This window comes from Dactylosporangium sp. NPDC051541 (genome assembly GCF_044454505.1).
In the GTDB taxonomy this organism is placed as follows: domain Bacteria; phylum Actinomycetota; class Actinomycetes; order Mycobacteriales; family Micromonosporaceae; genus Dactylosporangium.
On record NZ_JBITDU010000016.1, the window covers coordinates 24,276 to 31,286 of the forward strand.

Here is a 7,011-nt window from a genome sequence, read left to right on the forward strand (position 1 = left end):
TGTCCGGGGTTGCACGAGGTGGTGCCGGTTGTTGTTCGGGGGCTACACCAGGAGGAGGACGGGCAGTGACAGTCCGACCCCGGCGACCACGAAACCGGCGGCCGCGGCGATTCGGGTGGTGGCGGCGGCGTTGACGAGGCCGCCCATGAGTGAGCGATCACGACAGAAATGCACAAGCAGGAACAGCGCCACCGGTACTCCCAGCGCGAGCACGATCTGGCTGAGTACCAGCAGCGTGGTGAGCGGCGCGCCGAGCAGCAGCGCCGCGATCGCCGGCAGCATGGTGATGATCCGGCGCACCCGGCTGGGAATCTGCCACCCGAGGAAGCCCTGCATCACGAAGTCCCCGGCCAGCGTGCCGATGCCGGACGAGGACACGCCCGAGGCGAGCAGCGCGACCGCGAACGCGAGCGCGGCGGCCCCGCCGACCCGGGCCGCGATCTCCCCGTGCGCGGCGACGATGTCACCGGTCCAGCCGCCGGCCGTGAGGGCGCCCAGGCCGGCCCCGAGCGCGATCATCGCGACGTTCACGACCGCCGCCCCGCCCAGCGCGACCCCGCAGTCCAGCCGCAGCGCCCGCCGGACCAGGCGCGGGGCCCGGGCGCCGATCGCGTCCGCGACCCGGAACTCGGGCCGGACGGCCAGCGCCGAGTGCAGGTAGATGGCGTGCGGCATGACGGTCGCGCCGACGATCCCCATCGCCAGCAGCGCACTGTCCACACCGTGCAGCCGGGGGAGCAGTCCGCCGGTGAGGCCGGCCGCGGACTGGTGGCCGACGGCGAAGACGTCGTAGAGGACGCCCGCCCCGACGAGCAGGAGCGCGGCCGCGGTGCACACCTCGAACCGTCGGCGCCCGCGGCGGCGCAGCTCCAGCAGCGCCATCGACAACACCGCGGTGACGAGGGCGGCCGGGGCGACCGGGAGGCCGAACAGCAGTCGCAGCCCGATCGCCGCCCCGACGAACTCGGCCAGGTCGGTGGCGAGCACCACGAGCTCGGCCTGGCCCCACAGCAGCCGGCCGGCCCACCGCGGCAGCCGCTCCCGGCACAGCTCCGGCAGGCTCCGCCCGGTCGCGATCCCGAGCTTCGCCGCCTGGAACTGCACGAGCAGCGCGACCAGGCTCGCCGCGACGACGACCCAGACGAGGAGGTACCCCTTCGTCGCTCCGGCCGTCAGGTTAGTGGCCACATTGCCGGGGTCGACGTAGGCCACGGCGGCGACCACGGCCGGGCCGACCAGCGGCGGGAGGCGGGGTTTGCGGCGCTGCACCGGCCGATCGACGACCGCGACCTGGTCCATGTGTCCACTGTGGACTCGATGGCGGCCGCCCGCCTCACCTACACGGGGGCGTGGTGGTAGTCGGTGTCGGCGAACGCCTTACCCAGGCGGCGGACGGCCTCGGGGGCGTCCAGCGCGGCCATCCGGGCCTCGATGAACACCGGCCGGCCGCCCGCCGCCGACGCCGTGTCCAGGGCCGCGGCCAGCTCGTCCTCGGTGCTCACCGCGGCCGTGACAGCCCGGTCGGCCGGGTCGAAGGCCTGGACCAGGCGGTCGTACCGCCACGGCGCGACCGCGTTGTACTGCGCGTGCTCGCCCAGAATGCAACGCTCCACGGTGTACCCGTCGTTGTTGACGAGCACGATGACCGGGTTGAGCCCGAGCCGCAGCACCGTGCTGAGCTCCTGGGCGGTGAGCTGCAACGAGCCGTCGCCGATGAGCAGCACGTGCCGGCGGTCCGGGGCGGCGAGCATGGTGCCGAGCAGGGCCGGCAGGGTGTAGCCGATCGAGCCCCACAGCGGCTGCCCGACGAACGCGCAGTCGCGCGGGAGCGGCTGGCGGGCGCTGCCGAAGTAGGCGGTGCCCTGCTCGGCCACGACCACGTCCCCGGGCCGCAGGAAGCCGGCGATCTGCGGCCAGAACCGCTCCTGGGACAGGGGCCGCCCGGCGATCGGTGCCGGGCTCGGCGGTGGCTCCCGGTGCGCGACCGGGCCGCGGCGGCGGCGACCCTGCGGCTGGGTGAGCGCGGCGAGCGCGTCTTTCATCGCCACGTGCGCGAACGGAAGGCCGCCGGCCGTGGCCGTCGCCGGGTGCAGCTCGATCATCCGGGCCGGGTCGAGCTGCTGGGAGAAGCCGCCGGTGACGGAGTCGGTGAACTGGCAGCCGATCGCGATCAGGCAGTCGGCGTCCTCGACCGCCCGCCGGGCCTCGGGCTCGCTGAGCGCGCCCGCGTAGCCGCCCGCGAACTGCTCGTGCGTCTCCGGGAACACGCCCTTGGCGCTGCTCAGCGTGGCGACCGGGGCGCCGAGGAACTCGGCGAGCGCGAGGACCTGCGGGCCGAGCCGGTAGCGGTCGACCTCCGGGCCGATGAGGATCGTGGTCGTGTTCGCGCTGTGCAGTCGCTCACCGGCGGCCGCGGCGAACCGCGCGAGCATGTTCGCGTCGCTCGACGGTTCGGGCAGGGCGAGGGGCGCGGCCGGGGCCTCGATCAGCTGACCGGCGACGTCGGAGGGGAGCATGCAGTACACCGGACGCTTCTGCAGCCAGCAGACACTGATCAGGCGGTCGATCTCGGCGGCTGCGTTGTCCCGGTCGAGCAGGGCCTGGGCGGCCGTGTACTGGGCGGCGCAGGCGGCGGCCCGGGTGAAGTCGCCGTCGCCGGCCGTGTGGTGCACGAGTGCGCGCTCGCGCATCACGAACGTGGCCGGAGTGCCCACGATGGACACGACCGGAACCTGCTCGGCGTAGGCGCCGGCGATGCCGTTGAGCGCGCTGAGCTCGCCGACACCGAAGGTGGTGACGACGGCGCCGATGCCGTTGAGGCGGGCGTAGCCGTCGGCGGCGTAGGCCGCGTTGAGCTCGTTGCAGGTGCCGACCCAGTCCAGGCCGCCGTCCGCCTCGAGCTGGTCGAGGAACTCGAGCTGATAGTCGCCGGGCACGCCGAACACGTGCCGGATGCCCACTTCGCGCAGTCTCGTGAGCAGGTAGTCACCGATCGTGCAGTCCGTCATCGCCGGGTACTACCCCGCCCCACTTGCATAAGCGAGGCGGGGTAGTGACTCGGTCGCGCCGCTGTGTCAGAGGCTGACGGTCCGCCCGCCGAGGGTGACCACCAGGTGACCGTCCGAGGCGAAGGACCAGGCGAGGGCCCCGCTGTAGTTGGTGCAGCGGGAGCCGTTGGAGCCGGCCCACCACTGGTTGGAGCTGTCGCTGTTGCCGATCGTCTTGTCGTTCGAGCCGCCACTGACGAACCGGCAGCTGGTGTTGTTGCGGTACGTGGAGGTGCCCGCGTCGAACGAGAAGTTGCGCTCGGCGTTGTCGATGGACAGGTTGTTCGAGATCGTCATCGAGCCCGGGTTACTGTTGTAGGTGAACCCGTGGTGCCCGTTCTTGTACGCGATGCTGCGCTGCACGACATGGTTGACCGCGATGTCGTCGCCGCCGAGCTTGTAGCCGTTGCGGTCACCGTTCGCGTTGACCGTGCCGTTGCTGAGCGTGCCGTTGCTGTACGACAGCGAGTCCTGGATGGTGACCGGGCCGATCGCGCCCGTGTCCGTCTTCGTGTACAGGTCCCAGCCGTCGTCGATGTTGTTGTGCGACACCGTGTAGCGGAACACGTTGCCGGTGCCGGTGGTCAGCTTCGCGGCGAAGCCGTCGGCGTCCTCACCGTCGGAGTCGGCGTTGTCGTGCGACTCGCTGCTGATGACGAGGTTGTTCGCCGGCCAGTTTGCCTTCGGGGTGTCCGAGGCGATGCGCGAGATCTGCAGCCCGCTGTCCCGGTTGTACCGCGTGACGACACGTTCGATCGTGTTGTTGCTACCGCCGACGAAGATGCCGTTGTCGCCGGCGCGCTCGACGATGATGCCGGTGATGTGCCAGTAGTTGCCGTTGACGGCGAGGCCGCGGTTGGCCGGGTCCTCGGTCTGCGCGGAGAAGTTCAGCACCGGGGTCTCACCCGGGTACGCCACGATGTTCTTCTGCGCGCCCGACGTGCCGTTGTTACCGGCCGCGATGGTGATGGTGGACGAGTTGCTGTACGTGCCGCCGCGCAGGTAGATCGTCCCGCCGGCGGTCACCCGGGTGATCGCCGAGGCCAGGGTGGTCGGGCTGGCCTGGGTGCCGGGGTTGCTCGCGCTGCCGGTCGGGGCCACGTACAGCGCCGAGGACGGTGGCTGGCTGGTCGACGGCGACGGTGACGTGCTCGCCGAGCGTGACGGGCTGGGGGAGGCGGTGGGGGAGCCGGTGGTCTGCGACGGCGTCGGGTTCGTCGTGCCGCCGGTGGTGACGGTGACGTTGTCGAAGCTGGCACTGGAGTAGGCGGTCTGCAGGCCGATCCGGCCCTTCGTGATTGCGCTGTTGCTCACGGTGCCGACCGTCGCGCCGTTCACGGAACCGCTGATGGAGCTGCCGTTAGCGGTGATCGCGAGGGTGTACCAGGTCCCGGTCGACACGGTCTGTGACCGCGTCGCGAGGACCGTCACCGAGCCGGAGCTGACGGCCTGCAGCTGCACGCTGTTGCCGGGCAGCAGCGCGAGCCGGTAGAACGTGGTCGAGCTGGTCGAGCGGGCGAGCAGCGCGGCGAACCCGCCGGAGCCCAGCGTGAGGGGCTTCACGCTGGCCTGCACGGTGTAGTTGGTCCAGCCGCTGTCGCCGGCGAACTCGCGGGCGTTCTCGCTGCCGGCGTTGGACTGCTGCAGCACCTGGCTGCCGTCGGCGACGACGCTCCAGGTGCCGCCGGACTTCGACCAGCCGCTGGTGGAGCCGTCCTCGAAGGTGGCGCTGAAGAGCGTGTCGGCGAACGCGGCCTGGGTTGCGAGGACCACACCGGCGACGGCCAGGACACCGGCGGAGGCGGCGAGCCACCGGGATCGGAACTTGGGTTTCATGACGCCTTCTTTCAATCGAAGGCTTCCGATCCTAGGGAAAGCGCTTTCCCACGCCTAGGGGGTACCGTTTGCAGGTTTGTTGCAGCTTTGTCATATTGAAAATTTCAGATGTACAGACGCCCGTCGGCGACGACGACGGCGCTGCCGGCGATCTCGACCCGCTCGACGGTCTGCCCGCACATCGTCACCGACGCGCGTATGGTCGACGGGCGGCCCATCTCGACACCCTGCCGCACGGTGATCGCCTCGCCCGGCGTGATCAGGCCGTGCCGGCCGAGGTGCAGCGCGAGCGGCCCGGCGGCCGACCCGGTCCCGGCGTCCTCGGTCACCCCGTAGGCCGGCGAGAACATGCGGGCCCGCCACACGGACGGGTCACCGGTCGGCGCGAAGCAGTTCGCGGCGAGGTCCGGATGCTCGGCGAGCGCGCGCAGATCGACGTTCAGCGCCGACAGTTCTTGCACGGACTCGAGGCCGACGAAGGCGTGGCGCGGGCCGTTGCGGTACACCTCGATCGGCAGTGTTGATGTTTTGAGACCGAGCGCCGCGAGCAGCTCGTCGGCCCGCGGGTAGGGCGCCCAGTCCGGGATCGGCTGCAGCATCCGCGCGGTGAGCGCCCGCCCGTCCGGCGCCCGGCCCGTGAACCGGAACGGCACGACGCCCATCCCGGTCTCCATGCGCAGCCCACCACCAGTCGCCTTCGGGTGCCCGGTGACCGCGAGCACGGCCGCCGTGCCGAACGTCGGATGGCCCGCGAACGGCAGCTCCCCGATGGGCGTGAAGATGCGCACATGGACATCCCCGCCTGCCCGCGGCGGCAGAACGAACGTGGTCTCGGAGAGGTTCATCTCGCGCGCGATGCGCTGCATGCGCTCAGCGGACAGCCCGCGCGCGTCCGGCACGACGGCGAGCGGATTCCCTTCAAGCGCAGTGTCGGTAAACACGTCGGCGATCACATATCCGTACACGCCCCTGACGATATGGACCCACCCGGACACCGCCCACTACTCGAATGAGCAGCCGATAGTGGCGGATACTGAGCGAATGGGCGGTACGGAGCGAAGCGAAGCAGCCGCGAGTCCCGGGCGCACGGTGGAGGCCAGGCCAGCGCTCAGGCCGGCGGCGGAGTTTGCGGAGGGCTGGTGTGGGCGGTGCGGGGCGACGCGAAGTGGCTGAGTGTCGTGGCGGAGTGGCCGCGATTCGTGCGCGCGGGGTGGAGCTCGGACCGGCGGCGGAGCTTGCAGAGGGTGCGGAGTTTGTGGAGGGGGCGACGTGAGCGTTGCGGAGCGAGGTGAGGTGGCCGGGAATCTTGGGCGCTGGGCGGAACTCAGGCCTGCGCTCAGGTCGGCGCTGAAGTTTGCGGAGGGGGCGGCGTGAGCTATCGCGAGCTCCCGGCGCCGCCCGCGCTCGCTGCGCATGTGGCGTGTCTGTGGGTGGCCGGCAGCAGCACCGGCGGCCCGTCCCGGGTGCTGCCCGACGGCTGCGCCGACGTGGTGTGGACCGGCCGCGAACTGGTCGTGGCCGGCCCGTCGACCCGGGCGTTCACCTCCGACGGCAGCCCGTCGGCCCCGCACGTCGGTGTGCGTTTCCGCACCGGCGCCGCGGGCGCGGCCTTGCGTTACCCGATGCACGAGCTGCGCGATCGCTCACCGCTGCTGTCCGAACTGTTGCCCGGTATGAAAACGCTCGCCGACCGTGTCGCCAACGCGCAGTCACCCGATGCGCAACTCGCACTGCTCGGGGAGGCGGTCGGGCAGCGACTGTCGTCCGTCTGCGCGGCGGACCCGGTGGTGCGCTCGGCGGTGCTCGCGCTGGCCCGCCCGCACAGCCGGGTGTCGTCGCTCGACTTAGCGCTCTCCGAACGCCAGCTCCGCCGCCGCTTCCAGGACGAGATCGGCTACGGCCCGCGGATGCTGGCCCGGATCGTGCGCCTGCAGCGGCTGCTGCGGCTGGCTCGCGCTGGTGTGCACGGTGGCCTGGCCGACCTGGCGGTCGCCGCCGGGTACGCCGACCAGGCCCACCTCTCCCGCGAGGTGCGCAGCCTGACCGGCGTCACCCCGGCCAAGCTGCTGTCCACCCGCGTGACCCCGACCGGCGACGGCGACCTGCACCGCCTGACCCCGACCCGCGC

At 71.6% G+C, this 7,011-nt stretch carries 5 protein-coding genes; 1 reads left to right on the top strand and 4 read right to left on the bottom strand.

The annotated features are described in order from the left end of the window. Nucleotides 1-42 precede the first annotated feature (42 nt). The 4 genes from ACIA8L_RS45130 to ACIA8L_RS45145 form a co-directional block, all read right to left on the bottom strand. Nucleotides 43-1,299 (bottom strand): Nramp family divalent metal transporter, encoded by a 1,257-nt coding sequence (locus ACIA8L_RS45130; RefSeq protein ID WP_395914688.1) that lies wholly within the window; start codon nt 1,297-1,299, stop codon nt 43-45. Nucleotides 1,300-1,337: 38 nt separating this feature from the next. Continuing rightward, nucleotides 1,338-3,008 carry an alpha-keto acid decarboxylase family protein gene (locus ACIA8L_RS45135; RefSeq protein WP_395914690.1) on the bottom strand — a complete coding sequence of 557 codons (1,671 nt, stop codon included), beginning with the start codon at nt 3,006-3,008 and terminating at the stop codon, nt 1,338-1,340. A gap of 66 nt (nt 3,009-3,074) precedes the next feature. Beyond that, on the bottom strand, nt 3,075-4,883 hold the full coding sequence (locus tag ACIA8L_RS45140; RefSeq protein WP_395914692.1) for a family 16 glycoside hydrolase: 1,809 nt from the start codon (nt 4,881-4,883) through the stop codon (nt 3,075-3,077). A gap of 104 nt (nt 4,884-4,987) precedes the next feature. Next, complete coding sequence (locus tag ACIA8L_RS45145; protein ID WP_395914693.1) at nt 4,988-5,848, bottom strand: PhzF family phenazine biosynthesis protein; 861 nt, start codon at nt 5,846-5,848, stop codon at nt 4,988-4,990. A gap of 405 nt (nt 5,849-6,253) precedes the next feature. Between ACIA8L_RS45145 and ACIA8L_RS45150 the strand changes: the two genes are divergently transcribed. Further along, a partial coding sequence (locus ACIA8L_RS45150; protein ID WP_395914695.1) for a DUF6597 domain-containing transcriptional factor occupies nt 6,254-7,011 on the top strand: 758 nt, incomplete at its 3' end.

Bases quoted from the DNA above. Each gene is read 5' to 3' on its own strand.
- ACIA8L_RS45130 (WP_395914688.1), bottom strand. From the start codon at position 1,299: ATGGACCAGGTCGCGGTCGTCGATCGGCCGGTGCAGCGCCGCAAACCC.
- ACIA8L_RS45135 (WP_395914690.1), bottom strand. From the start codon at position 3,008: ATGACGGACTGCACGATCGGTGACTACCTGCTCACGAGACTGCGCGAA.
- ACIA8L_RS45140 (WP_395914692.1), bottom strand. From the start codon at position 4,883: ATGAAACCCAAGTTCCGATCCCGGTGGCTCGCCGCCTCCGCCGGTGTC.